The sequence below is a fragment of the Sorangium sp. So ce124 genome, assembly GCF_051525235.1.
In the GTDB taxonomy this organism is placed as follows: Bacteria; Myxococcota_A; Polyangia; order Polyangiales; family Polyangiaceae; genus Sorangium; species Sorangium atrum.
On record NZ_CP150312.1, the window covers coordinates 3121618 to 3145543 of the forward strand.

The following is a 23926-nucleotide window of genomic DNA, read 5'->3' on the forward strand; positions in this document are numbered from 1 at the left end:
TCTCCTGCTCGTGGACGTCGCAAGACGTGGACCAAGCGCTACCTCGACCGCGGGCGACCGGACGCCGGCGCCGTCTTCCCCGGAGCCGGGCCCGACGGGAGGTGGAACCTGGGGCGCGGCGGCGACGACGGCGCGCTCGGGAGCGCGCGCGGCTTCGCGGGCTGCGGCGCCGGCGTCGCCTGCGGCAGCGGCCGCGGTGCCGTGGCCGACGGCGATCGGTGCGGGAGGTCGCGCGTGGCGGCCGGCGTGCCGACGGGGCGCGGCGCCGGGGAGGCCGGCGTCTCCGGGGCCGGGAGGGGCGACGCCGGCGTGACCGCCGGCCGCGAGGGCCGGTGGGATGGGCTCGCGCCGGCGCGGTGCGCGCCCGCGTCGGACACGCCCCGCGCCGGGAGGCCCGGCCTGGCGACCGGGGCCGGAGCGTCGCCGTCGCGCGTGCCCCGCGGGTGGAGCGGCGTGCGCAGCGCGGGCGCCGCGCGACGGTCGTCGCCCGCGGGCGACGCCGGACGGCGCGCCGGCGGGGCCGCGAGGCGTGCGCTCGGCGTCGTGCTCCTGCGGGCGTAAGCGAGGGCGCGAGGATCCGGCCTGTCGCGGTGCCTCGGCGCGGCCGAGGAGGGGACGCCGGCCTCCGCGAGCGACGGCGAGGCCGGCCGGTAGCCGCCAGGACGGATGCCGTGGGACGGGCTCGAGCGGCCCGCGCCCCCGTCGCCGCCCGGGCGGACGTCGGCGCGCCCGGGCCTGCCCGCGGTGGGCCGCGCCGGCCTGTAGGTGTGCGAGTGCGCGGCGATGCGCCGGACGACCTCGCGATCGCGGATGACGTGCGTGTGGACGTGGCGGTGGAAGACGTGCGTCGTCGGGCAGAAGACGTACGCGGCAGGGGGGACGGTCCACAGCGAGACCGCGACGCCGCTGCTCCAGGTGTAGGTCGGCGGCATCGGGGCCCAGCCGACGTAGCCGGCGTCACCGACGCGCCAGACGACCCACGCCGGGGCGTACGTGCGTCCCGGGATCCAGGCCCAGCCGTGGGAGGAGATCCAGACCCAGCGGCCATAGTGGAAGGGGATGTGGCCCCACGTGTAGTCGCTGACCCAGAGCCACTCGCCGTCGTCGGTCAGCGCCCAGTGGCCCGCTGTCTGGTAGGGCGCGAAATCGGGGCCGACCACGACAGCGGAGGGCACCCAGACCGTGCCGTAGCTCGGGTCGTCGACCCAGGTGCCGTACGCGGCGAGCGGCTGCTGGAACTCGACGAGGGCGCTCGGGTCGGTGTCTTCGTACTCGTCCGCCTCGATCTGCGCCTGCGCGCTCACGCGGACATCGACCTGGACCGGCGCGGCCTCGGCGGGCTGGGCGGCGGCGCTCGCGGGCGCGGCGATGAGCGCGGCGAGCAGCGGCAGGGCGCCGCCGAGCCGGCGGAGCCGGGCCCCGGGGATGCCCGGCGCCGCGGGGGCAGGGCGCGAGGGGGAAGAGGACAGCGGGAGAGGCATCGGCAGCATGATGGGTCCTTCTGGAAGGGGGTGCCAGGGAGAGGTCGGGCTGGCCTCGGGCGCCCTCGGATCTCTTCAGACGTCCCTGCGCGCTCGACGTTGCACATTGCAGGCCACGTTCCGGAGCGCCGCGCTGGCCCGACCGAGGTTGAGGCACGGGCACCCGACCGAGGTTGAGGCACGGGCACCCGACCGAGGTTGAGGCACGGGCACCCGACCGAGGTTGAGGCGTCGGCGCTCCTCAATCGAGGTCGCTGTCGTCGAGTGCCGGCGTCTCGTCCCCCGGGGGCGGCGCTCTCCCGGGCAGCGCCGGCGGCTTCGGAAGGAGCGACAGCCGCGCGTGCGCGTCGGCCAGCTTGCGGTCGGCCTCGCGCAGGCGCCGGTTCAGCACCCGGATCACGGCGTCCGCGATCTCGGCCGTCTCCCGCACCGCCTCGTGGAAATCCTCGGCGGAGACCCGGAGCAGCTCCGCGTCCTCGGTCACCACCGCGGTCGAGGCCCTCGGCTCGCTGTCGAAGAGCGACATCTCGCCGAACACGTCGTTCGCGCCGAGGCGCGCGATCTCGCGGCCGTCCAGGGTGAGGCTCACCTCGCCCGAGATGATCGAGTAGAGCGCGCCCCCCGGCTCGCCCTGGCGGAAGATGACGTCGCCCCGGACCAGCGACACCACGAGCGAGCCGCGCGCCAGCGCCACCAGATCGTCGCCGGCCACGCGGGAGAAGAGCGGAACGCGCTGCAGGAACAGGACCTTCTCGATCGTCGTGTACATCTCGTCCTCGGGGTCGATGCCGGTGCCGCCGGTGACCGCCCAGTATCGTGCGTAACGGGCCACCGCGGGATCCTCGTCGGCCCTCAGAGCGTCCAGGCGCTCGCGGGCGCCCGGCGGCGACGTGACGGCGACCGCGATGGCGGCCGCCTCGCGGACCAGCGGGTCCGGATCGTAGGTCGCGGCGAGCGCGTCCCCGGCGGCGCCGGAGATGGAGTACCGGGCGACGGCATCGAGCGCGAGCGCGGCGCTGTAGGGGTCGCCGCGCACGATCTCGTGGCGGATCCAGGAGATGACGCCGGCCTCCGGCGGCACCGGCCTCCGGGGGAACGCGGCCGACAGCTCGAGCAGCCGCTCGACGAGGGAGACGAGGCGCTCGCGCAGCGGGCGGTCGAGGAGCGACTCCAGCACCTCGAACGCGTTGGCCCGCAGCGCGGGATCCGGGCCGAAGACGTGGGTGCGCACGAGCGCGACGACCTCGCGCGGGTACGCGAGCTCGCACAGCCGGAGCACGCGGATGAGCCCCTTCCGCAGCCGGCGGAGCAGGTGCTGATCGAGCAGCGCGCCGACGACGCGGGGGCGCACCGCGATGTACGCCTCGCGCGTGCGGACGTGCTCCACCGTCTCGTCGTCGATGCAGGCGCGGATCGCGCGGAGAGGCGCCGGCGGCGCGCGCAGCGCGAGGCGCAGGCGCGACGCCGACGCGAGCACCTTCTGGCGGAGGGCCTCGTTCGGGTCGTCGATCCGGGCGAGCAGCACGTCGAGCGCGTCGTGGCTGCAGAGCCGCGCGAGCACCCGCGGGATCGCGAGCCGCACGGCCCGCGGGGTGCCGTCGTCGCCGAGGCGCGCCGCGAGCTCCGGGATGGCGTCGTCGCCGAGCGCCTCGATGGCCCGGCCCGCGGCCGGCGCGAGGGCGCGCTCGGCGAGCGCGTCCGCGAGCAGGGGGAGCAGGCGCGGGTCGGCGACGCTCGACGACGAGCGCACGGCCGCGCGCCGCACCGCGGGGTCGGGATCGCCGATGAGCCGCGCGAGCGCGCGCTGGAGCGACGCGTGGCCGACCAGGCCGAGGATCCGGGCCGCTGCGACGCGATCGCGGGGCGACGGGCTGTCGAGCAGCGCGCGCAGCCGCGGCGCGCCCTCGAGCATGCCGTCGAGGCCGCAGTAGCGCAGGAGCGCGGCGATCGCGGCGGCCCGGAGCTCCTCGCCGCCGGCCGCGTCCGCGGCGTCGCTCTCCCGCGCGAGCGCGAGCAGCTCGTCGTGCGCGTCCTCCCGCAGCAGCGCCGCGAGCGCGGCGACGGCGGCGACGCGGACGTCGGTGTTCCGGTCGTGGATCGCCGCGCGCGCGATGCTGGCGCCCTCCTCGTGCTCGAGCTCGGCCGCGAGGCGCACCGCGAGCGCGCGCACCCTGGCCGAGCCGTGGCGCGCGAGCGCGGGCACGGCCTCGCGCACGAGGGGCGGGTCGAGCTGCTGGAGCTGCTCGACCGCGAAGAGCACCTGCATCATGGCGCGGCTGTAGAGCGCCTCCTTGAGGATCGCGCGCGTCTGGGGGCCGTACACGACGCTGTCCGGCTCGATCTGGCGGCGCATCAAGGTCCGGCGCATGGCGTCGAAGTAGCCGCGCCGCACGAGCGGGAGGAGGGCGATGGCGGCGGCGCAGAGCGGGAGGGAGTAGACGCCGATCCACGCGGCCTCCTCGACGAGCGCGGGGCCCGTCGCGGCGGTGGGCGCCACGGCGAGCAGGATCAGCGCGCCGAGCCCGTAGCCGAGGGGCTTGGCGATCGTGGAGACGAGCGTCCGCACCCGCTCCCGCAGCGCCGGCTGGAACGGGAAGAACAAGAGCTGCATCGTCGCGTCGTAGATCGTGAGCTGCAGCGCGTTGTCGCTCAGCTTGAGGATCGCGCCCCAGGCGAGCGACGGCGCCGCGAGCAGCGCGACGGTGCTGGCGGTGAACGCGGCCGGCATGGCGAGCAGCCCGCCGAGCACGCCGTGGCGCCGGAGGACCAGGGGGGTCGCGACGAGCTGCACGAGGAGGCCGACCACGCCGACGGCGCCGTAGAGGAACCCCATGAACCGGGTGAGGTCGTCGACGTGGGGGTAGGCCGTGAGGGCGATCGCCTTGAACTGGTAGTCGCCGATCGTGAGGACCGTGAAGAGGAGGAAGGTCAGGAGCGCGACGGTGAGGGCGTAGCGCGATCGCCACACTTCCAGGCGCGGAAGGCGGGCCTGGATGAGCGCTTCGTCGCCGGACGGGGGCCGCCCGAGCGGGTGGCGCCGCGCCAGCGCGCTGGTGAGCGCGGCCATGGCGAGGAGCGCCGCGATGAGCACGAACAGGAGGTTCTCGGTGCCGATCCACCGGACGACGCCGCCCGTCGCGAAGCCGCAGGCGACGGTGCCGACGACGCGCCCGCTGCCGATCAGGCCGAAGAGGCGCTTGGCGCTGCGCGGGTCGTGCAGGTCCTGGGCGACGGCCCAGACGAGGACGGCGGTGAAGTTCGCGATGATCTCGGACCAGATGTAGAAGACGAGGATCGCGGCGCGCACCTCCTGGCCGATGAGGACGCGCAGCAGCGCGAACGTGACGGCGCCGAAGAGGGCGAAGGCGACGCACAGCTGGGCGCGCGGCAGGCGGCGGGCGACGCGGTCGTACGCGAGCGCGGCGACGGCGGAGGCGACGCCGTACACGATCCACATCGGCGCGATCCAGGTGACGGGGAACCTGGTGAGGAAGAGCGCGTCGCGCGCGGAGCGGCCGACGACGAAGAGGAGGGCGGCGAGGAAGAGCAGGCAGAAGAGCAGCGCGGTCCGGTGCAGCTCGACGCGGGTGAGCGGGACGCCGAGGACGGCGGTGTCGCCGTCGGGGGCGGCGCCGCTCGGCGGCAGCCGGCTGGGCCGGGTCGAGGTCGGGCGCACCGACGGGGTGGCCCCGGACGCGAGGGACGCGGGCGCGCCTTCCGGGCGCGCGCCGGGCTGGCCGGGCTGCCCAGCGCGCGCCGGCTCCGGCGCCGTGGCGCGCTCCTTCGCGCTCGGCCCTGCCATCGAGCCCGGCTCCGGGGGAGCGGCGTCGGTCGAGTCCACCAGCTTCAAGCTAGCCGAGCTCCCTCGAACGGCGCGTGTTTCGGGCCACGCAGCGCGCACGTCGGCCCATGGCGCCGCGCGGCGGTACGCTCACCCTGCTGCTCCGCGGCGTCGATGCCAACTTGTCAGGAACGGACGGCGAACATGGCCAGCTCGTCATGCAGCGCGCCTCCGAGCCTCCGAGGTGGGGCGTCGAGGACGCCTCCAAGGACGCCTCCGACGGGACCGCAGGGGCCTCCGAGGGCGCGTTCGACGCGGTCTCCGGCGTGGGCGCACGACCGTTTTCCCCGCCGTTCGAAGGGCTGTGCGAGGCATTTGCGGCGTGGTACGAGCTGTGCTGAAAGGACGCGCCCATGGAGACGACAAGGTATCTCGTGCGGCCCCGGCCGCGAGGGCGGCGGCACCTCCCCCGGCTGTGCGCGGTGGCCCTCGCGGCGGCGGCGCTCGCCGGAGGCGCGCGACAGGCCGGCGCGACGGTGACCATCAGCACCGACGTGAAGCGCACCGAGCTGCAGCGGCCGGACGCGCAGTACCCGCTCTGGATCAGCCGCGAGGACTGCCTGACGAACAACGATCTCGAGTTCACGCTCACGCTGAGCGGCTTCTCGACCAGCGATACGCTCGCCGTCTGGGTCAGCGAGTCGCTGGACTGCCTTGCGTACTCGAACCGCGACACCGGCACGCGGTGCAAGCAGGTGTCGGCCCAGTCCAACCTGGATGACACGATGGTCGTCAAGGTGTCGGCGAAGGCGATCGCCGAGGCCCTCGGCGCGGAGGGGTGCGACAGCACGAGGGCCAGCACCGGCGCGGTCCCCCTGAACATCTATTTTCTGCGGCTCGAATCCTCGGACCAGGACAATCCGGATTCCGCCAAGTGGGATACCACCAAGATGGACCTCCAGGGCCCGAAGCCGCCGACCGGCGTGGTGGCGCACCCCGGAGATGGTCGTCTCCTCGTCGACTACACGCAGAACGAGGACGAGGACGTGCAGGGCTACTACCTCTATTGCGATGATGGGGGGCAATCCGCTGCTGCGTCGAGCGGGGCAGGGGCAGCCGGGGGCGGCGACGGTGCAGGGGGATCCGGCAGCGGCGGCGGAGCCGCTGGAGGAGGCGACGGGGCAGGGGCAGCCGGCGGCGGCGCAACGAGCGGCGGCGCAACGAGCGGCGGCGGCGCAACGAGCGGCGGCGGCGCTGGGTGCCAGTCGTCGCTCCTGGTTTCGGGGGAGATCCCGGACTCCAAGTACCAGTGCGGCAGCGTGGGGAGGGCCAGCCGCGGCGAGGCCACGAAGGGCGTCGTCAACGGCAAGTCGTATGTCGTCGGCGTCGCGGCCTATGACCAGGTCGGCAATGCCGGGCCGCTGTCGGCGCTCTCCTGTGCGACCGCGACCGACGTCGACGGGTTCTTCGAGCAGTACCGAGATGCCGGCGGGCAAGCCGGCGGGGGCTTTTGCAGCATCGGAGGGCCGGTGGGGGCGGGCCGGTGGGCCGCCGCGCCGCTCGCCGCCGTCGCGGCCGGCGCGGCGCTCGGGTTGTGGCGCAGGAGCCGTCGTCGTCGACGCCACGCACACGCGCACGCGCGTTCCTTCACGCAGGAGAGCGAATGATCTGTCATCTCCGTCATCAGCTGGTCGCCGGCCTCGCCGGCGGCGCGGCGCTCCTCGCCGCCTCCGTGGCCGGCGCGCAAACGAGCCACGGGGTGGGCGACTGGCGGCAGCACGATCGGTCGAGGATCCAGCGGGAGGAGCGCTATGCGTCTCCTCAGAGCTTCGCGTTCGAGCTCCGCTTCGCCCCGTACTCTCCCCAGGTCGACGAGGAGTTCTCCGGCGCGGGCCCCTACGGGAAGACCTTCGGCGACGGCCAGAATTTCTATTTCGGGGTCGAGGTCGACTGGCTGCCGCTCCGGATCCCGTACGTCGGCGCGATCGGCCCAGGGCTCGGCTGGGGGTACACGTCGGCGTCGGCGAAGGCCTTCGTGGCGGGCAGCGACGCCAGGGCCGAGGCAGAGGAGACCTCGCTCACCATCATGCCGATGCACCTGTCGGCCGTCCTCCGCGCCGACGAGCTGATGCGCAAGACGGGCGTCCCGATCGTGCCTTACGCGAAGGTGGGCCTGGGGATGGGGTTATGGACCACGACGTCGGGCCCCGGCACGCCGAAGCCCGATGGCGTCCGGGGCGAGGGCATCACGTGGGGCACGCACCTCGCGTTCGGCGGGATGCTCGCGCTCAACTGGCTGGACCTCCGCTCGGCCTCCCAGCTCGATGAGACGACGGGCATCAACCACACGTACCTGTTCGGCGAGTGGATGTTCGCGAACCTCGACGGGCTGGGCTCGCGCCCGCAGATGCACGTCGGCACCTCGACGTGGGTCCTGGGGCTGGCCTTCGACATGTGAGGCGCGGCGCCGCGCGCCGCGCGACGCGCGCGCGGCGCCGGTACGCGCTTCACGGCGCGCTGCCGTCGAGCGGCGCGCCGCCGTCGTCTTCCTCGATCACCGTCGTTCCCCGCGGCCGGGCGGTCGTCGGTCGGCGCGGGGGGCTGTCGCTCGCGAAGGCCTGGACGGTCTCCTTGGACGGGGCCCCGAAGATGGGCACGACGAGCTCGCGCGCGGCGCCCTCGCGCTCGTACGCGATCTTGAGCTCGCTGGCGCTGGCCAGGGCGCGATAGGCCGCGAACAGGTCGTCCGGGCGCTCCAGGGTCGAGCCGTTGACCTGGGTGACGACGTCGCCGGTCTTGAGGTCGATGCTGCTCCAGTCCGCGGGCAGCGCGAGGATCTTCCAGCCGATGAACGCGCCCGCCCGGACGACCTCCTCGACCGGCACGCGCCGCAGGATCCAGGGCGGCCCCTGCATCAGCACCCGGTCGACGTCGGCGCGGGCGAGCTGCCCGGCGGGCACCGCCTGCTTGTGCGGCGCCGCGCTCTGCGCGCGCGGCGCCGGAGCCGCTGCCGGGGCGGCCGTCTGCGGCCCGCCGCACCCTGCGAGGATGGGCAAGGAGAGGCATGCGCCGAGCAGGAGTCTTACGGGCGTCGACATCGGCGGGACTATGCGCAGCGGACCCGAGGAGGCCAAGTTCGATGCGGGGCGGGTGCGTGCCGGGTGCGATGGGGACGCGCGCGGCGGTCCAGCTGAGCCGCGGGGCCGGGGCCATGGGGCTCAGCTGGACCGCCGGGCTCGCGAGGGGGCGAGGATCGTCGGAGAGGGTCGGGGAGGCGGGATTTGAACCCGCGACAACGAGCACCCAAAGCTCGTGCACTACCGGACTGTGCGACTCCCCGGGCAGAGCGCGTCCGCGAGCGGGACCATAGACGAGGCGCCCTGCCGGGGCAAGACAGGTCGCATCGGTGATCGAGCACGTCGAGCGCGCCGCGCGCCCGGCGTCGGCCGATCGAGCGCCCGGCGTCGGCCGATCGAGCGCCCGGCGTCGGCGAGGCGCCGACCGCGCGACGCCTGCGTGGCTTTTCGGGTGCGTCGCCGCGTGAAAGGCGCTGAAATGAGAGCGCAGTATGAGCGGGACGGTAGCGTCGCTGTCGGTCCATCACCTCGCCGTGGTCGTGGGCGACCTGGCGCGGGCCGAGGCGTTCTACGCGGGCGTCCTCGGATTGCCGGTGGTGCGGCGCTGGACGGACGACGCCGGAGCGCCGCGGTCGGTGTGGCTCGATCTCGGGGGCGGCGCCTTTCTGGCCGTGGAGCGGGCGGGGGCCGCCGGGCCGACGCGCGCCGATGAGGCTCCAGGCTGGCACTGCGTCGCCCTCGGGATCGCGCCGTCCGAGCGGGAGGCGTGGCGTCGCCGGCTGGCCGCGGGGGGCGTGGTCGTCGAGCGGGAGAGCGCCTACACGATGTACGCGCGCGATCCCGACGGAAACCTGGTGGCGCTCAGCCACTACCCGCACCCGCAGGCGGGGCCGGGCTGATGGCGCGGACCGTGTGCAGCGCGCGTGGAGCGCCGTGGTGGGATGATGGAAGGTCGGGCAGCGCGACAGAGAGCTGGAAGCTGCTCGAGGGCCTGCGCGTCGAAGAGGAACGAACGAGCCGGAGGGTTTCGAGATGCCGCGTTCAACGTCCGATTCCATGTCGCCTGATGCTCCCGTGTCGCTCGTGCTCCCCTGCGGGGCGATCGGGCTCGTGGGGGGCTGGCTCACGGCCGACGTTCTCGAGATGGATGAGCTCGTGCCCCGCTTCCTGCTCGCGGGCGTGACCCCGATCGTCGCGGCGCTGCTGGGTCACTACCTGACGCCGCGGATCGGAGGCGTCCGGGGCGATGGCGCGATGGCGCTGGGCGCGGGCGAGGCGCCGGTGGACGGCGCGCTGTGGGTGGACGCGCCGGGGAAGTGGACCCGGCGAGGGCCGTTCATGGCGGGCATGCTGGCGCTGTGGGCCATCGTGGTGGCCGGCGTCGTGAACGGGATGACCATCGGGCTCGTGGCGGGGCCGGCGGGGATGATCATCGGGGCGGCGTTCGGCGCCGTGTTCGCGCTGCCGTTCGTTCCGGCGCTCGCGGTGGTGCTGAGCGCGGCGAACCGCGTCGGGCGGGCGCGCGCCGGATCGATCGTGGCGCTCTCGGATAGGCGGGCGGTGTGGGCGGCGACGGCGGCGGTGACCGCGGTGGCGCTGCAGCTGGGGTCGGGGCTGCCCGGGGCGGCGGCGCCCGACCTCGAACGCCTCGTGGCGGCGATGGGGTTCGCCGTGGTGGCGGGGCTGTGCATGGTCGACGCGGTGGCGATGGCGAGGGTGCTGAAGCTGCCGCGGGAGCGGAGCGGGGCGGGGGACGAGGTCGCGGAGCGGATCGCAGCCGAGATCGAGGCGGGGGCGACGGAGGCGGGAGAGGACGGCGGAGCGGGGAGCGCTGCGCGGGCCGGGGGGAAGGGGATGGGGGAGAGGATCGATCTCGGCCTCGGGGACGAGGTGCAGGTCGAGGTGGTGAAGCCGACCCATGCCTACCGGGGGGCGCAGCAGATCGCCCGGGTGGTGCGGGGGGACCGCGAGCGCGCCGTGGCGGCGCTGCGGGCAGGGCTGATGCGGGGCGCGACCGCGCTGGCGATCGGGGCGGCGCTCTGGGGCGAGGTGTGGAGGTGATCGAGGCGCGCGGAGGGCGGCGGTCGGTGGGAGAGCGCGCGGGCTGGCGGCCGGCGGAGGAGCGTCGGCCGCTGAGGCGCGGCGGAAGAGCGGGCTGGACGAGGGCGTGGCTGGGGATCTGGCTTGATGCGTGAGGCGAGGTGTGCCAGGGTCCGGCGCCCGTAGCGGCTGTTGCCCCTGCCCCCGTAGCTCAGTGGATAGAGCAGCGGTTTCCTAAACCGAAGGTCGCAAGTTCAATTCTTGCCGGGGGTGCCAAGGGTTTCGCGGGGTTACACCTGCCAGGAAACCCCTGGCAAGCCTCCTTGCCAAAAGTTTGCCAAATCTCGTGCGAGAGCCGGAGGCGACGGGCGTAGTTGCCGTCCTCCCTCAGCTCGCGCGAGTTGGTGACCGAAGGGCGGGCCGCAGCGGGCTGGTGGGGCTCGAGCAGACGAACGGGCGCATCCCGGTGAGCGGCGGTGCCAGGCACCGGGTGCGTTCCAGCAACCGCTGCGCCCCGGCAGCCGCTCGCCCAGCTCATCGCGCGATGTTCTCCGTGCCGACGCTGCCGTTGCACTGCATCACCGCGGCAGGAACTGGTGTCCGCTCGTCGAGGTAAGATAGACGCGGATATAGCGCTCGGTCGTCTGCACATCGGCGTGCCCGAGCCACACGCTGACCTGCTTCAGGGAGGCGCCCTTCGCGTGCACGGCGCTGGCCCAGGCCCGCCGCAGATCGTGCATGGAGAACTTGGGCAGGCTGGCCGCCTTCCGGACGCGCTGGATCTCTTTCCAGACCGTCTTATCGTCGGTCGCCAAGCCCTTCCTGCTGGCCACGAACGCCTTCACCGCGGCCGCGGTCCGCTCCGAGATGGGGATCTCCCGGTAACGGTAGCCTTTCGTCGTCCAGTTCCGCTTCGGCGTGATGGTCAGGACGCCGCGGGCCTGGTCAACGTCGGCCGCGTCCAGGTGGCGGGCTTCGTCGATCCGGATCGCGCTGCCGGCCGTAAGGCGGAAAAGCGCAGCGTAGGCCGGCGTCGAGACCTTGGCGGCCGTGTCCAGGAAGAGGTCCACATGCTCTGGTGAGAGCGTGACCGCGTTGGGCTTCGGGCGCGGCTCGCGCAGCTTCAGGTTCCGGAAGACCCGAGCCCCGAATGGGTCCTCGGCGATCAGCCCCTCGCGCTCGGCGAAGGCGAACATCCGGCGCACCGCGGTGACGTCCCGGTTCACCGTCGCCGCACCCGCACCCGCCTCTGTACGACTGCGGGTGTACGTCGACATCAGCTTGAACGCGACCTCGTCGGCGCGGCGGACCTTCTGGCCCTCGGCCCACTCGACGAAGTGGAGGATCCGTCGCGCGTAGCTGTCCGCCGTCTTCTTCGTATGCCTGGGCGGCTGGCAGTACTCCGCGAAGCGCAGCGCCAGCTCGGTCAAGAGCGGCCGCGGAGGCGTCGGAGCTCCTTCCTCAGCTCCGCTGCGTTCTGCGGCAAGCCCTTGATGTCGGGGCCGGGCGGCGAGGTCGTCGAGGCGGCGCTGGGCTTCGGCACGGTCGGCGGTGCCGAGGGAGACCTCGCGACCATCGAGCCAGCCGGTCCAGAGCTTCGTCTTGCCCCGGCGCCGGAGGAGATGCGGCTGGCCGAGCGTGTACTTTCGTTTCGGCATGGATTGGTCCGTTCCGAGCCCTCGATGCGCGAGGTCTCGAGCAGGTGCGTCACGCTCTCGGCGTTGACGCGGAGCTGTCGCTTGATCCGGTAGGCGACGAGCTCACCGCACTTGATGAGGCGGCGAACCGTCCGGGTGGACACGCCGAGAACAGCGGCCACCTCTGCAACCGGAAGAAGATGCGGGAGACCGACGCTGTGGGCGCGGGCCCTTCTACTTTTGTTATCCCGCGCTGCGGCAGACGCTTGCTTCTCAGGCGCGATCACGACGAGCTGCGGCGTGCTCTCCTCGACGAGGGCGTGCCCGTTCATCTCGCTCACCGTTCTCGCGATGGAGTGCCGTGCGACTCGTCGGCAACCAGAACGCGCTGCTGAACGAGGGCGTCGCGCACTCGGCGGGCCATCGGACCATGCGCCTCTAAGGCGATGGCGACGTTCTTCATGACGCCTTTGTCAGCGTCGAAGTAGAACCCGCACTCCACGCACGTCTTGCCTCTCGTCTCAGCGGGGCACGGGCCGATCGTCGTGCTCGACCCCGCCGCGAAGAACGCCTTGTCCGAGGGAGACATGTCGACGACGACCGCCGTTGCGTAACCCGTTGCCCGTGCGGCCTCGATGCTCTCAGGCCGCTCCGCCGACGCGAGCATCGAGCTTGAACACCAGGCCTCGTGCAGCACCTCGTGCCAGGAGTGCGCGGGCACATTTACGATGCTGCCGCGGTCGCGCCAGCGCCCCACAGCGCCGGTTAGCATCCGGTCTCCCACAGCGCGGTCGGCGTCTCCTCTGAGGTGAAGCAGAAGATTGCGACCGCCCAGTGCACCGTCTTGAGGGACGCGCCCGTTAAAGGCGCCGTCGATGAGATGGACCTCATCGATGATGACCTGATCGGCCATTACGCTGTACGCAGCGGTGTCAATCCCCGCGGCGGTGGCGGGCTGCGCTCGAGCTGGCTCTGGTGGGGGTGTCGGATCAGCGGTCGCATGCTGCGTCGATGAGCGTCGGGTGCGGATCGGGCGAGGTCGCGGGACTGGCTTCGGTTCGGGACGGAATCGACATGCCTGATCGCTTCGTGCGCGAACGCGCTCTTCGCGGGCCCTCTCGGCGCGCTTCGCAGCCCACCTCCGCCGCCTCTCTGCGAGCTGTTCAGGGCTCACGCGGTAGTGGTGGCGGCTGAACTGCGCGATCGTACGCTGAGCGAGCCGAGCCGACGCGACGGGAACGTGCTCCTGCCAGTCATCCTCGGTCCAATCGGCGGGGTCGGAGATGCAGTGGTAGTCCCCGTCGATCAGCCGCCATGTCTTGCCGTCCGAGTCGTGGTGGCACTCAGGGATGTCGACGGCGTTCTCCACGAGATCAGCGGCTTCGAGGGAGACTCGTTCACCTTGTTTTTCCATTCGATCACCAAGGCGCGCAGCGTAGTGCGTCACAGTTCGTCCACAACTACAATTCCGGCTCAAGTCGACGTTGTGCGTCTTCTCGTCTCAACCCTGAACCTCATCTCGCCGAAAGTCTTCCGAAGTCCACCCGAACAATTACCTCGACATGAAGAACCCGGAGCGAGCCTCGGGCTGGAGTCACCGCCTCGGAGGGCTCACGGGACCGCTCCCGTGCGAAAACCCCTTGATTCATAGACTTTCGTTGAGGCCGACGCCGATTCTGAGCCGAGCAAACGGAAAAGCCCCCCCTCCGACCCCTCCTTGCCCGGCCTATCCACTCACCGCCCACACCTCCCCCCGCCCGCTCCCAGCCATCCCCACCCACTCACCAACCAGCACCACCCCACCCGTTCACCGGGACTTTTAGATCTTTGCTCGTCTCAGAATTGGTGGTGCTCTTCACGGAAGTCTTGAAGACAAGCGGTTTGCGCTCATGGGACGGGAGAACAGGATCGGCGGAGCGACCGTGATCAGATCTCGCTGGGCAGCGGGTAGAGCAGCGGCTCGCCGGGGGCTGCCAGCCAGAGGTCGTCCCGGAGGGTGAACTCGTCGGAGCGCGTGCCCTGCACGGCACCCCGGCTGAAGCGGAGCCAAGTGCCGCTCGCCGTGAGGAAGAGCTTGACCTGTCGCGACGTGTTGGTCCCGGTGAAGCGCTGGAAGTACATGTCATGGTGGAACGAGAGCGTGCGTTTCCTCTTGGCGTAGAACCGTCGCAAGATGAAGAACGCGGTCTTGCGCAGGTCCTCTAGGCGCAGCGTCCCGCCCTGCGCGGTCGCCCGAAGCTTATCCGGCTCCGAGGCCGCCGCCCTCGTGTACGCGGTGCGGATGGCGTCGTCGATCTCCCGCCAGACGCGCTCCGGCACGCCGCCAAGGGAGCGGTAGTGCGACGCGATGAACTTCTTCGTCTGCCGCAGCGCCCGGGACACGTTGTTCTCGATGTCCTCGCTCACGTGCGCCCGCGAGGTGATCCAGTGGGCCATGAGCCGCTCGACTTCCTCACGCGGTCGCAGGTCAGCGAGCGCGCGGACGAGTTCGCGGGTCCACCGGCTCCGGCTGCCGTATGACGGAGATCCAATCGTGGCGATCTTGGAAAGGTACGGCGGTAGCTCGTCGAGCACCGCGGCCCATGGATCGTCCGACGGGAGCTTCTCGCGCGTCACGTGGCGCAGCTCCTCCTCGTGGAGCCATCCGTTGATCTTTTCCGCCTTCGCCGCCGTCCATTCTCCCTCGAGCTCGAGCTCGCGGAAGACGCGCGCCCTGGCCTGCTCGAACGCACGGAAGTCGGCGCCGCGCCCGTACGCAAGGAAAGTATCGAGCTGCTCGTCAATCGGCCGCGGATCAGCCCAGAGCTTGTTCCCGCGGCCGAACGGGAGACGGAGCGGCTGCGCGGGCACCTCGACGAGCTCGGTGACGATGAGCCGCCCGTCCTGCGTCTTGTCCTGCTTGCGGAGGAGCCCGAGAATCGTGAAGGAGGCGCGGACGACCAGCGCCGCGTCCTTGTACTTCCAGCCCTCGGGGACGCGGACGTAGATGTGGGCGCCGCGCGAGGGGCCGCTCTGGACAACGAGCGCGCCCGGCAGTGCCTTTCTGGCGCGCTTGAAGGTCTCCTCGAAGTGAAGTTCCTGCACCGCGTTGTGCCTGTCGATGTCGACGCCGACGAAGCTCCACTCATGCATCGGCGAGAAGGGCGCGACCCAGTACCGGCCGTTGAGGTGGGCGCGCACCTCAGCGGCCGAGAGACGCACACCCGCGATCCTCGTCCAGCCCTCTCGGGCAAGCGACTTGCGCCCCATCCCCGTGTGATGGCCGAGGACTTGGAGCAACTCCTCTTCGGCACCTGCCCTCGGTTGAGGATGTCTGGGCAGAGAGCGCGCCTGCCTGTTCAAGAGCTTCGCGACCGCGCGGATCGTATGCCAGAGCCCGTGCCGGCCGCCCTCGTGAACAACAACACGTGCGCCACGCAGCACTCCTACAGGGCGCCAGGCCCCCTGTTCGTCCAGAAGTCCCGCGGCCTCCACCAGGTAAAGGGCTGCCTCGCCGCGGAGGATGATAACATCTGGGATGGCGCCCCCGACCGCATGCTCGAGGAAGCGGTGGGCACATGCCGCCACTTCGTGAGCCGCGGGCTGCGCTCCGAGGCCGCAGGCGGCAAGGCTGTCGGCGATGCACTCGTCGACCCCGAGGCCGAGCGCCTCCCGCATGGCCTCCAGCTCACGAAGGATGGAGGGTGGCACGACGCCGGCCACCTGGGTACTCCGCGGTGCTGCGATCGAGAGCATCACGACGCGCACTTGGTTCGACCACCTCGGCGCGAAGACGCCGAGCCGTCGCTCAGCGCGCTCGCATCGGCCGCACTCGTCCCACTCGTTCAGCACCTTCAGAGATCGGCCCACGTCTCCCCCTGGTGCAGCTTGGTGAACAGCGGGACCGGATGAGGCAGGAGGACCGGCGGATCGAGGGCGGCGTTCTCCATCGTGGCCGTGACGACCTGCATCGCCGCCTGGGCGGTCTCGGGCGGCGCGGCGACGATCACTTCATCGTGGACTTGGACCAGCACCGCCGCGCCGAGCGGCGCGAGCTTCACATCGAGCTGGCGCAGCACGCGTCGGAAGATCGTGGCCGCGAGCGCCTGGATGCCGGTGTTGATGGCCTCCCTCGCGCTTCTTGGTCTCCGCCTCCACCCCCCCGCGCTTGTAGCGGTGCGGGTCGCCCGGAAGCTGGCCGTGACGGTGCCGCAGTAGCGAATGAGCTCGGGGAAGCCGAGGACGACCGCGTCGAAGCACGCCGCAGCTTCATCGTTCGTGAGATCGGCTTGGTCGCAGACGAAGCCCTTCTTCTGCTGGCCGTAGCCGATGGCGTAGAGCGCCTTTTTCACGCGGTCCCGGAGCTCCGGCGTCGGTATGCCGAAGAGCAGCTGCGCATTCGCGGCGTGCATGTCCCGCTGCTGCGCGGACGCAAGCAGGGCAGGATCGCCCGAGATCGCGGCGAGCAGCCGGCCCTCGAACGAGTCGTAGTCGACCGAGAACAAGGTGTAGTCCGGCGGCCCGTGGAGCGCAGAGCGGATAAGCTGGCCCTCGATGCCACGCGCCGGAATATTCTGCAGGGCGTAGCCGCGGTAGCCAAAGCGGCCGGTCACCTGCGGCACGAGGCGCCCTCGCAACCGCCCTCCTGATGTCTCCAGCCTCTTGATCCACTCGAGGGCACTCGCGTCGATGCTGCGCGCCCGCTGGATTGCACGAGCGGCGGGCAGCCCAGCGAGGACAAAGCGCCTGAGGTGCTGCTCTGGATGCGCATCTGCCACGTAGCGCCAGCTCACCAGGTTCGCCGAGAGACGCATGATCTCGTTCACGAGGTACCACGTCGACTGGTGGTACGGATCGACGTGAGGCAGTTGCTGCCGCAGGATCTTCTCGTGGAAGCGCAGGCGGCGGACGAGCTTTTTCTCGACCGCCTGCCACGAGCGATATCCTCGCGGCACCTCCACCCAGGCGCCCCGCCGCTCGATCCTGGCGAGCACCGGGACCATCAGCGCGACGTCATCTTCAAGCACGGCGAGGAGTCCCTCTCGGGCGAGCAGCTGCGTGAGCTCCACGTCGACCCTAGGAAGCAGACCGATCGCGTCGTGAAGGCGCTCCGGAGAGGGCTCCTCGCGCTCAAGGTCCATTAGCCACGCCTTGATGTCGTCCGGGTAGCCGAGCGCCGCCGAGGAGGTGTTGTAAAGATCCGGCGGGTCGTCAGGGTTGAGGACGAAGGCCGCCATCGCAGGGTCGACCACCGATCGCGGCAGCGGTAGCGCCCGATCGACCATCCATGCGCAGAGGTCGAGCCCGTGAGGGACGAACCAGCGATCCGGATCGTCGCGGTGCAGATCGCGAAGATGCCCCTCGATGTAGTCGCCGAACGTGAAGAACGACTGCCGGCGCGCGATCGCGTGCAGCATGAGGAGGCTTCCATCGCGGCCGAAGGTGGGGAGCAGGTACGTCGTTGAAGGGGCTCGCCTCGTGGAACTCACCCAGTCCGTGAGGCGGGAGATCGTCGGCGTGTCCTCCAGGATTCCACCGCGAAGCTCATCTGCCCGGCGCTTCACGTCTTGCGCGTTGGCGTGCAGCTTCTCCTCGAGCCACGGAGCGAGACGGAGTTCGCCAAGCGGCTTCTCGCCCAGCACGAGATGCTGTAGCTGCGGCTCGTACTTCCGCGCATCGCGAGTCAAGCCCTTGTCACCGGGCTCGGCGCCGACGATCGCTCGAAGTTCAGGCTGGGCGAATGGCTCGACTCTACGAGCAAGGGCGGATTCCCTGGACCATCGCCTTCCGGTGCCGACGTCGAGCATCTGGTCGACGCTGTGGTCCAGCGGAAGCAGCTGGTGCAGGCGCTCGTCGACCCCCGCAGTAACGACGCTGATCGAGCCGGGGATGTACTCCCTCAGCGACGCGAGCGCAGGGTGATGGGTGCGGATGACGGCCGCCGCTCCATATTGGACAAGAAGGCGCTGCTCTTCGCGGTCGAGATCGGCGACATCGACGCCGTCGCAGGGAGGGGCGCACGGGGCCACGATCCAGAGGACGTGCCGGCCGCTCCGTTGAACTGCTTCGTCGAGCAGCACCCACGTCCGCATGGCGTCGGCTTCCGTCTCGAAGATCCAGCGCAGGATCGCCGAGACGTCGACGACGACATGGTCCGCGAGGCTGCCCGGGCCATGGGCGGCAAGACGCTGGACGTTGGGGAGGAGCGGCATGTCGACCGGATCGCTGGCCGGGGATCCGGGCGACTTGATGGACCTGTTTGTGCTAAGGTCCTCACCGCCCGCGCTTCTGAACGCGCGAGCCGCCCGCCCCGGTCGGTGGCCGCCGACGCGGGGCGGTTTCCGTTCTACCAGACGACGACCGTCACCGTCGCGCCTCCCCGCGCCCACGGGTGAGCGTCAGGACAAGCGGCTCCGGGTGGGCGACGGGAGGACCGGGCATGCCGAGCGGACGTGCAGGGCGCGGAGGCGGAGGGGCCTCTATCGTTCCGGTCCATCGAGCTCGCGGACCACGTTCACCTCGCGCCTGAGCGTGTACGGCAGAAGGCGTCGGGCCCCGTCGGCTGGATCTGGATCGGCCCGGGTCAGCTCACCGTCGCGTTCGATCCAGGTTGTGTCCAGGACCTCACCGACCAGCTCCCAGACCTGGCAGTAATCGTCGCGGCTCCCGATCCGTAGCCGCTTCTCCACGTCGATCTATCGGTGCCCCAAGCCGAGCTCCGGTACGGCCCGGACCAAGCGGAGCCTTCCGAGAACCGCGGGCGCATCGGGGCAGCACGAGGATCCGGGCCACGGCAAGGAAGGGTAGCCATACAGCCTGCGGGCACGTCAACCCGAGCTCACCCGGCGACACGCCACGCCCGGGGGACAGCGCTCCGTTCCCGGCGCCGGTGCCAGCTGCGACGTGGCGATCTGGAGCCCCCGATCCTGCTCTCGGGATTCAGCCCCCGACGGTCCTGCCATCTACCGAGCCACTTCTGTAAGTGGATGAAATGTATGATTTTTACGCCGAAGAACCGCATCCGGCCATCGAGCGTCTGGTGAGCACTTCCGTGCGCCGGCCCCATGGTGGCACCGGGGATCAGCAGTTCTTCTTGCCGTTCGCCAACCGTCAAAACGCTACCACGAGCGGTTTCCTCTCGGCTCCACCGCCCCGCTCCTCGTGTCGAACCTCGCTGCGCTGACGGGAGGTGGATTGCTGTAAAGGCAGGCAACTACTACGAAAAATCCTGACGGCGATCTCGCACCTCGGCCGACGGACCTTCGTCTATGTCCGACGTGCTCGCCTTCGCCGCTGGGTGGGCCGCTCTGAAGGACCTTGGAGGGCACCCATGTCGACCCGTCCAGCGTCCCGTCCTCTTCCTGGGGGGCCGAGCCCGACGTCAAGTCGATATCAGCAAGATACGGCAATGACGCGACGGACGTTGTGCTGCAGACGACCACCAACTCGGCCGAGGATGTCGAGCTCATCAACACCAGGTGGACACGACCGCGGTGGTAGGGCTTTCCATATCGTTTGATTTGTGGTTGACTATCTAGCCACCTACCAGTTCGCGAAGGAGGACATCATGACGGACATCAAGATGCATACGACGACCACGATGCCGCCGAGCCAGCCCACGAGGGACAATGACGCGCTGACGAGGGCCGCCCAGCTGACTCTCGGGGACAACGACGCGCTGACGAGAGCCGCCCAGTTGACGCTCACGGACAACGACGCGCTGACGAGAGCCGCCCAGCTGACTCTCGGGGACGACGCCCTCAGCGAGGGGGCGCGGCGGATGAACGAACTCGGGGGCGGCTCGCTCAGGGCCGGCCTCGAGCGATGCCATCCCGCCTCGCTGCATGGCATGGCCGACTGCGTGAGCGCCGCCACTCCTCCGGGCGCGCTGCCGCTGGTCGTCCCCGCTTCTTCCGCGTCCGACGAGGCGCTCGAGATCTTGAAAAGGTGCGCCGACGCCGCCGAGAAGGTCCACGGAACGGGCAAGTACGCCCGGGCGTCATGACCGCGCGCCGGCAGGCTCCTGACGCGCTTCTCGCATGAGCCGGACGCCACCGCCCGGGGGCGCCGCAAAGTCAAGCCACGCACCGTGATGCCTCACGCCCTGACCCGGAACATCCCAAGCGGGTACAGTGGCATCGTTACAGCCAGGATGTCGAGGCCTTGCTCCTCAGCAAGAGGCGGACACGACCGCGTGCACGCTCGGCGGGCTGGAAGAGCACCGTCTCCCGCGGCTGCGTCAACGTGATGGCCCCTCCTCGGCCGGACTGGATCGTGCACGAGCGCTCGCCGGGGAGATCGTGCGCGGTGCCGCGATCGGATCGATGCGCTCCGCCCGCGGATCGAGGCGGCCTTGAAGTTCCCGGAGGTACGCGAGCGATGCCGCAGGCTGAAGGATAACATCCGTCGTAGTCTCAATTCCCGACTGCTCTCGGGAATAAGAGAGATGAGGAGGATCCCCATGATCATCATCGTCTCTCCGATCCGGTTCTTCTTTGGCCTCTGCTCCTTGTGCGTCGCCGCCTTCGGTCTCGGCGTGGGCGTAGGAAGCGGAACCACCGCCACGGACAAGCCGGAAGACGCGGCGAGTTAGTCGTACAACAACATCAAAGAGCTGGACATATGGAGATGAGCGCTGCGGCGCTCGACGAGGGATCCTCCCTCGTTTTAGCCTCCAGCCCGTCCGAACGTCGCGTAGGGGATCCAGGGCTAAAGGAACCGGCGTGGGCCCGCTCCGCGGCATCACGCCGCGCGTCGCATCCGCCGGGTCGGCATGTCCCTTGTGCCGGAGATGGGGACCTGCGACTTGTCGGGCCGGCCCCGTACCCTGCGTCGGACTCGGCTGTCAGGCTGTGCGTCCTCGTGTATCGCCATGCGCTTCGACTGCCGGCGACGAACGGCATCGGGCAGGCAGGCGTGCCCGGCCAGGTTCTCGCCGAGCTCCTCGATCCGCCTGCAAATGGCGAACGTCGAGGAGCCGATCTCGCCGGAGATCTCCTCGAGATCGAACCCGGCGGCGTGCAGCTCGAGCATTCACCGGTCGTCCGCGGGGAGGTCCGCAAGCCAGGCGGTGAAATTGATCGCGGACAAGATCCGCCGTGTGGGGTTGCTGCTGGTCGCCTCGGCGAGGCCGAAGCCGACCGGCGCCTCGTCCTCGTCGGGGCCACGGTGCTCGTCCTCGTCGGGGCCACGGTGCTCGTCCTCGTCGGGGCCACGGTGCTCGTCCTCGTTGGGGCCACGGTGCTCGTCCTCGTTGTCGAAATCGCCGAAGCGCAGCACCTCGATACGCCCCTCCATGAAGTTGCACGGGTCGAAGACATCGCACTTCCTCTGGTATCCGTTGCAGGGAACGTAGTACCGGCTCGCGTCCGTCGCCCGCGGGCCGCAGGAGTGGACCAAGATCGCGTCGTCGAGCAGCTCGCCGCGCTCGGCGTAGCGCTCGTACATGGCCCAGATCTGCGCGATCGCGTCTTGCGGTCGGTCCTCACGAACATGCTCCGGAAGGAGTCGGGCGACGGGGTTGAAGATGTCGCGCTTGATCTTGTCCTCGAAGCTGCGGCGCAGATCCGTCGGGATACTCAACCTCACGATGTCCTCCATGCAGCGCGCACACGGAGGCCCATGGCCCTACGTGACGCGCAGAAAAGCGCGCCACGCAGGCGCGATAGACGTTGCTGAACTACATCTTGAAGATCACCGACGGCTCCTCGGTCAGGCTGCTCGTTGCGTGGATTTCTCCATGTTTTATCCTCGCTGAGAGCCACGGTTTGCGGGAGAGGAGGCGTGATCCGCGTGGGTGCTGGCGCCGAAGCCGCCGTTGAACTTGTGGGCACAAAGTCCAGAAGATGAACTACAGGCTCGGAACGGCTTTGCGCGGCACCGCTTCATCCATGCCCGTCCTCGGGCTCCAGCAGCTCCCAGAACCTCGCTGCGTCTTCCTCGGGATCTCCCTCCTCGTCCTGCTCGCTGCACAGGCGCAGGTACTCCTTCTCGGCGATGTCGAGCACCCGCTCGCGCGCTAGCCGCGCGCCACGCGGCGCGATGCCGGCCGCGCGGACCATGTTCTCGACGGCGTCCGCCGCGGCGGCGATCAGCGGCAGGCTGTCCGCGTCGTCGATCCCGATGGCGATTGCCCGCGCGAGCATGACCTTCACCACCTCGCGCCCCGTCTGCTCCACGATCGTCGCACGCTCCCGAAGATCGTCGGCCGAGCCGGCGACGCTCCGTCCACGCGGGGTCGGTTCGTCACCGTCAAGCGGCGGCAGCTCCGCTGCCGGGACGAGCACCCGGATCGAGCGGGCCACGCCGGGCTCTCGCGCGATCAGCCCCCGCTGGTCCAGGGCGAGGATCATCCGGTGCACGGACGGCGGGCTCACCTTGAAGTAGTCCTGCATCTCCGCCTCGGAGGGCGCGTGCCCGTGGACGGCCGTGTAGGCACGCAGGAAGGCCAAGTAGCGTCCTTGCGTCTCGGTGAAGCGCGGCTTCTGCATGACGGCGGTCGGGATTTCAGTACAGCTCCAAGAACCGATCGGTCCCAAGGTGGACCACGAACCGGCTGAGCAGGTCCTGAAGCGATCCGCCCGAGAGCGGCAGGAAGCCGCCGTCGCCGCGGTAGGTCATGCGGTGGACCATGTACAGGCCGGGATCGGAACCGTCTACCGGCCGGGGTCGGAACCATCCCGCACGAGCTTCATGACGGGGGTGTACCTCGTCGGGCACGTGCTCGGGACATCGAGCCCGAGCAGCATCCGGCCGGTGCCGAGCTCCCGCGCCAGCGCCGTGATGTCCTCCACCCCGCCGCCCACCGGCTCGCTGATCACGATCTCGCCCTGCGGGACGAGCTTCAGGTCGGTGTGACGCGGGCGCGAAATCGCCATGCGGCGAAGCGAGCCCCGTTCTCGCGCCGACGTCAACCACGTCCGCCCCTTCTCCTCGATCTCCTCGGCGTCGGCTACTCGGCTCGGTCCGATCGACCGGCTGCGTGTCCAGCGGCCCTCCCGGCGGCTGGGCCGCTGCGCCTCCCGCGGCGTGGGGATGGAAGCCCGCCGCGCCGCCTGCTATCGCTGGCCCGATGGCGAAGAAGAAGCCTGCGTGGCTCTCGATTCTGCCGGGCAATCTGGATCCGTCGCGCTTCACGCTCGACCAGCTTCGGAACGTGAAGGCGGCTCACGCCTTCCTCACCGAGAGGATCGAGGGTCCGCCTGGTTTCGCCGAGTACATGCGTGCGTACCGCTTTCTCCTTTTCTTCGGCATCGCGTGCGTCGCGGAGAACAAGTACCCGGCGCTGACCCGCTGCTGGAAGGACTTGGAGAGGCTCTTCATGAGCGACCCGGCCTTCGAGGACGGCGTCTTCGTCCAGAGCTGGGCGCTGATGGACTTCCCCTTCGGCCCCGAGCGCCAGACTGCGCTCGACTACTTCGAGGAGTTCCTCGAGGGGACCGAGGCGGGGCCGGGGTTTTTGCGCTTCATCGACGAGGCGCGCAAGAGCCGTCTCGGCCTCTACCAGGACGCCGGACGGACGAAGACCGTCGCGAACTTCCGCGAGCTGATCTCGGGCCGGACCATGTCGGTGTTCCCGTCGGTAGATGCCTACGGCAAGGGCGAGATCCTCCTGACGCGCGCCATCCGCCACGGCGAACAGGCCGTTCTCTGGGGCGACCCGAAGGGCTTTCCCAAGGAGATGAAGAGCCAGATCGAGAACATGGTGCGCGACAAGCTCTTCTACTTCATCGAGGAGACGACGCCCGAGGCCCAGTTCGAGGCGTTCATGAAGCTCGCCGGTCCGTACTGGATGTCGTGCGTCACGAAGAACGACGCGATCCCCATCCTCGAACCGGACCACTACCGAACGTACCTCGACCGCCGCGCGTAGCTTGCTCCCAGAAACCGCCGGGAGACGTCACGTCGGACCACCTCTGCGCTCGAGCCGCT

Annotated in this window: 21 protein-coding genes, 2 tRNA genes and 1 pseudogene; 9 read left to right on the forward strand and 15 right to left on the reverse strand. The window is 70.4% G+C overall.

Translation table 11 applies throughout. From position 1 onward, the window contains the following. Positions 1 to 38: 38 nt before the first annotated feature. Together WMF19_RS11950 and WMF19_RS11955 are read right to left on the reverse strand one after the other, a co-directional pair. The gene (locus WMF19_RS11950) at positions 39 to 1490 is read right to left on the reverse strand and encodes a DUF6600 domain-containing protein (RefSeq protein WP_437899196.1); all 1452 of its coding nucleotides are present in this window, start codon (positions 1488 to 1490) and stop codon (positions 39 to 41) included. Between the two features lie 232 nt (positions 1491 to 1722). Further along, entirely contained in the window at positions 1723 to 5322 is a 3600-nt protein-coding gene (locus tag WMF19_RS11955; RefSeq protein ID WP_437901616.1) for a HEAT repeat domain-containing protein, read from the reverse strand. Positions 5323 to 5390: 68 nt separating this feature from the next. Between WMF19_RS11955 and WMF19_RS11960 the strand changes: the two genes are divergently transcribed. Genes WMF19_RS11960 through WMF19_RS11970 form a run of 3 tightly spaced genes read left to right on the forward strand, consistent with a single transcriptional unit; the run spans position 5391 to position 7720 of the window. After that, positions 5391 to 5663: a hypothetical protein gene (locus tag WMF19_RS11960; RefSeq protein ID WP_437328805.1), complete on the forward strand. Its 273-nt coding sequence runs from the start codon at positions 5391 to 5393 to the stop codon at positions 5661 to 5663. Between the two features lie 12 nt (positions 5664 to 5675). Continuing rightward, positions 5676 to 6929 (forward strand): hypothetical protein, encoded by a 1254-nt coding sequence (locus tag WMF19_RS11965; RefSeq protein WP_437899197.1) that lies wholly within the window; start codon positions 5676 to 5678, stop codon positions 6927 to 6929. Beyond that, positions 6926 to 7720, forward strand: coding sequence for an MXAN_2562 family outer membrane beta-barrel protein (locus WMF19_RS11970; RefSeq protein WP_437328807.1), 795 nt, complete (start codon positions 6926 to 6928; stop codon positions 7718 to 7720). Before WMF19_RS11965 ends, WMF19_RS11970 begins: the two co-directional genes overlap by 4 nt. A gap of 49 nt (positions 7721 to 7769) precedes the next feature. Here WMF19_RS11970 and WMF19_RS11975 read toward each other — a convergent pair whose 3' ends face one another. Both WMF19_RS11975 and WMF19_RS11980 read right to left on the reverse strand, forming a co-directional pair. Beyond that, positions 7770 to 8360: a serine protease gene (locus WMF19_RS11975; RefSeq protein ID WP_437899198.1), complete on the reverse strand. Its 591-nt coding sequence runs from the start codon at positions 8358 to 8360 to the stop codon at positions 7770 to 7772. 168 nt (positions 8361 to 8528) lie between these two features. Further along, positions 8529 to 8602, reverse strand: a tRNA-Pro gene (locus WMF19_RS11980). 228 nt (positions 8603 to 8830) lie between these two features. Here WMF19_RS11980 and WMF19_RS11985 point away from each other — a divergent pair. The 3 genes from WMF19_RS11985 to WMF19_RS11995 all read left to right on the forward strand — a co-directional run bounded on the left by WMF19_RS11985 (position 8831) and on the right by WMF19_RS11995 (position 10655). Beyond that, complete coding sequence (locus WMF19_RS11985) at positions 8831 to 9238, forward strand: VOC family protein (RefSeq protein WP_437899199.1); 408 nt, start codon at positions 8831 to 8833, stop codon at positions 9236 to 9238. A 157-nt stretch (positions 9239 to 9395) separates the two neighbouring features. Then, positions 9396 to 10400: a hypothetical protein gene (locus WMF19_RS11990; RefSeq protein WP_437899200.1), complete on the forward strand. Its 1005-nt coding sequence runs from the start codon at positions 9396 to 9398 to the stop codon at positions 10398 to 10400. A 179-nt stretch (positions 10401 to 10579) separates the two neighbouring features. Then, a tRNA-Arg gene (locus WMF19_RS11995) sits at positions 10580 to 10655 on the forward strand. 302 nt (positions 10656 to 10957) lie between these two features. Here the strand turns inward: WMF19_RS11995 and WMF19_RS12000 are convergent. From WMF19_RS12000 to WMF19_RS12025, 6 genes and pseudogenes are all read right to left on the reverse strand, one after another. Next, a complete protein-coding gene (locus tag WMF19_RS12000) occupies positions 10958 to 12037 on the reverse strand; it encodes a tyrosine-type recombinase/integrase (RefSeq protein WP_437899201.1) in 1080 nt (359 codons plus the stop codon). A gap of 44 nt (positions 12038 to 12081) precedes the next feature. After that, a pseudogene (locus tag WMF19_RS12005) lies at positions 12082 to 12348 on the reverse strand (helix-turn-helix domain-containing protein); the annotation flags it as partial. Positions 12349 to 12353: 5 nt separating this feature from the next. Beyond that, entirely contained in the window at positions 12354 to 13430 is a 1077-nt protein-coding gene (locus WMF19_RS12010) for a hypothetical protein (protein ID WP_437899202.1), read from the reverse strand. Positions 13431 to 13942: 512 nt separating this feature from the next. Beyond that, complete coding sequence (locus WMF19_RS12015; RefSeq protein ID WP_437899203.1) at positions 13943 to 15217, reverse strand: hypothetical protein; 1275 nt, start codon at positions 15215 to 15217, stop codon at positions 13943 to 13945. Positions 15218 to 15849: 632 nt separating this feature from the next. After that, positions 15850 to 18384 (reverse strand): DNA polymerase, encoded by a 2535-nt coding sequence (locus WMF19_RS12020; RefSeq protein ID WP_437899204.1) that lies wholly within the window; start codon positions 18382 to 18384, stop codon positions 15850 to 15852. Positions 18385 to 18474: 90 nt separating this feature from the next. Continuing rightward, positions 18475 to 18684 carry a hypothetical protein gene (locus WMF19_RS12025; RefSeq protein WP_437899205.1) on the reverse strand — a complete coding sequence of 70 codons (210 nt, stop codon included), beginning with the start codon at positions 18682 to 18684 and terminating at the stop codon, positions 18475 to 18477. A gap of 833 nt (positions 18685 to 19517) precedes the next feature. Here WMF19_RS12025 and WMF19_RS12030 point away from each other — a divergent pair. After that, positions 19518 to 20000: a hypothetical protein gene (locus WMF19_RS12030; RefSeq protein WP_437899206.1), complete on the forward strand. Its 483-nt coding sequence runs from the start codon at positions 19518 to 19520 to the stop codon at positions 19998 to 20000. A gap of 456 nt (positions 20001 to 20456) precedes the next feature. Continuing rightward, positions 20457 to 20588 carry a hypothetical protein gene (locus WMF19_RS12035; protein ID WP_437899207.1) on the forward strand — a complete coding sequence of 44 codons (132 nt, stop codon included), beginning with the start codon at positions 20457 to 20459 and terminating at the stop codon, positions 20586 to 20588. Between the two features lie 149 nt (positions 20589 to 20737). On the opposite strand, the gene WMF19_RS12040 is transcribed toward WMF19_RS12035, so the two are convergent. The 5 genes from WMF19_RS12040 to WMF19_RS12060 all read right to left on the reverse strand — a co-directional run bounded on the left by WMF19_RS12040 (position 20738) and on the right by WMF19_RS12060 (position 22872). After that, the gene (locus tag WMF19_RS12040; RefSeq protein ID WP_437899208.1) at positions 20738 to 21028 is read right to left on the reverse strand and encodes a hypothetical protein; all 291 of its coding nucleotides are present in this window, start codon (positions 21026 to 21028) and stop codon (positions 20738 to 20740) included. Continuing rightward, the gene (locus WMF19_RS12045; protein WP_437899209.1) at positions 21029 to 21583 is read right to left on the reverse strand and encodes a hypothetical protein; all 555 of its coding nucleotides are present in this window, start codon (positions 21581 to 21583) and stop codon (positions 21029 to 21031) included. It lies immediately after the preceding gene. A 296-nt stretch (positions 21584 to 21879) separates the two neighbouring features. Beyond that, positions 21880 to 22485 (reverse strand): LexA family protein, encoded by a 606-nt coding sequence (locus WMF19_RS12050; RefSeq protein ID WP_437899210.1) that lies wholly within the window; start codon positions 22483 to 22485, stop codon positions 21880 to 21882. 16 nt (positions 22486 to 22501) lie between these two features. Then, complete coding sequence (locus WMF19_RS12055) at positions 22502 to 22627, reverse strand: hypothetical protein (protein WP_437899211.1); 126 nt, start codon at positions 22625 to 22627, stop codon at positions 22502 to 22504. Between the two features lie 23 nt (positions 22628 to 22650). Continuing rightward, positions 22651 to 22872 (reverse strand): hypothetical protein, encoded by a 222-nt coding sequence (locus WMF19_RS12060; RefSeq protein ID WP_437899212.1) that lies wholly within the window; start codon positions 22870 to 22872, stop codon positions 22651 to 22653. Positions 22873 to 23066: 194 nt separating this feature from the next. On the opposite strand from WMF19_RS12060, the gene WMF19_RS12065 reads away from it, so the two are divergent. After that, positions 23067 to 23867, forward strand: a complete 801-nt coding sequence (locus WMF19_RS12065; protein WP_437899213.1) for a hypothetical protein — start codon at positions 23067 to 23069, stop codon at positions 23865 to 23867. Positions 23868 to 23926 lie beyond the last annotated feature (59 nt).

What these genes read in the sequence shown, in the direction of transcription:
- WMF19_RS12000 (WP_437899201.1), bottom strand. Translation starts at nt 12,037, where the DNA reads ATGCCGAAACGAAAGTACACGCTCGGCCAGCCGCATCTCCTCCGGCGC.
- WMF19_RS12040 (WP_437899208.1), bottom strand. Translation starts at nt 21,028, where the DNA reads ATGCTCGAGCTGCACGCCGCCGGGTTCGATCTCGAGGAGATCTCCGGC.
- WMF19_RS12035 (WP_437899207.1), top strand. Translation starts at nt 20,457, where the DNA reads ATGATCATCATCGTCTCTCCGATCCGGTTCTTCTTTGGCCTCTGCTCC.
- WMF19_RS12060 (WP_437899212.1), bottom strand. Translation starts at nt 22,872, where the DNA reads ATGGCGATTTCGCGCCCGCGTCACACCGACCTGAAGCTCGTCCCGCAG.
- WMF19_RS12065 (WP_437899213.1), top strand. Translation starts at nt 23,067, where the DNA reads ATGGCGAAGAAGAAGCCTGCGTGGCTCTCGATTCTGCCGGGCAATCTG.
- WMF19_RS12055 (WP_437899211.1), bottom strand. Translation starts at nt 22,627, where the DNA reads ATGGTCCACCGCATGACCTACCGCGGCGACGGCGGCTTCCTGCCGCTC.
- WMF19_RS11960 (WP_437328805.1), top strand. Translation starts at nt 5,391, where the DNA reads ATGGCGCCGCGCGGCGGTACGCTCACCCTGCTGCTCCGCGGCGTCGAT.
- WMF19_RS11990 (WP_437899200.1), top strand. Translation starts at nt 9,396, where the DNA reads ATGTCGCCTGATGCTCCCGTGTCGCTCGTGCTCCCCTGCGGGGCGATC.
- WMF19_RS12050 (WP_437899210.1), bottom strand. Translation starts at nt 22,485, where the DNA reads ATGCAGAAGCCGCGCTTCACCGAGACGCAAGGACGCTACTTGGCCTTC.
- WMF19_RS11970 (WP_437328807.1), top strand. Translation starts at nt 6,926, where the DNA reads ATGATCTGTCATCTCCGTCATCAGCTGGTCGCCGGCCTCGCCGGCGGC.
- WMF19_RS12010 (WP_437899202.1), bottom strand. Translation starts at nt 13,430, where the DNA reads ATGGAAAAACAAGGTGAACGAGTCTCCCTCGAAGCCGCTGATCTCGTG.
- WMF19_RS11965 (WP_437899197.1), top strand. Translation starts at nt 5,676, where the DNA reads ATGGAGACGACAAGGTATCTCGTGCGGCCCCGGCCGCGAGGGCGGCGG.
- WMF19_RS11950 (WP_437899196.1), bottom strand. Translation starts at nt 1,490, where the DNA reads ATGCTGCCGATGCCTCTCCCGCTGTCCTCTTCCCCCTCGCGCCCTGCC.
- WMF19_RS11975 (WP_437899198.1), bottom strand. Translation starts at nt 8,360, where the DNA reads ATGTCGACGCCCGTAAGACTCCTGCTCGGCGCATGCCTCTCCTTGCCC.
- WMF19_RS11985 (WP_437899199.1), top strand. Translation starts at nt 8,831, where the DNA reads ATGAGCGGGACGGTAGCGTCGCTGTCGGTCCATCACCTCGCCGTGGTC.